This is a genomic window from Streptococcus sp. HMSC078H03 (assembly GCF_001808655.1).
Lineage (GTDB): Bacteria > Bacillota > Bacilli > Lactobacillales > Streptococcaceae > Streptococcus > Streptococcus salivarius_G.
The window spans coordinates 742-1,120 of record NZ_KV794079.1 but is presented as its reverse complement, the minus strand read 5'-3'; the positions used below and the strand labels follow the sequence as shown (position 1 = coordinate 1,120).

Below are 379 nucleotides of genomic sequence, written 5' to 3'. Positions count from 1 at the left end.
ATTCTGAAATTGATTCACTTACTGACGCTGATTCGGAAGTTGAAGCGTACTGTGATTCAGAAACTGACGCACTTACTGAGGCTGATTCTGAATTTGATACAGATTGTGATTCAGACACTGATGCACTCTCTGAAGCAGATTCGGAATTAGACACCGATTGTGATTCTGAGATTGATTCACTTACTGACGCTGACTCTGAGTTTGAAACAGATTGTGATTCTGATACAGAAGCACTTTCTGACGCTGATTCTGAGTTTGATTCAGACTGTGATTCTGAAACTGACGCACTCTCTGACGCTGATTCTGAGGTTGACACTGACTGCGATTCTGAAATGGATTCACTTACTGACGCTGATTCTGAGTTTGAAGCAGACTGTGA

General features: G+C 42.0%; 1 pseudogene. It reads left to right on the top strand.

The annotated features are described in order from the left end of the window. Positions 1-379: pseudogene (locus HMPREF2607_RS10455) on the top strand (MSCRAMM family adhesin SdrC); the annotation flags it as partial.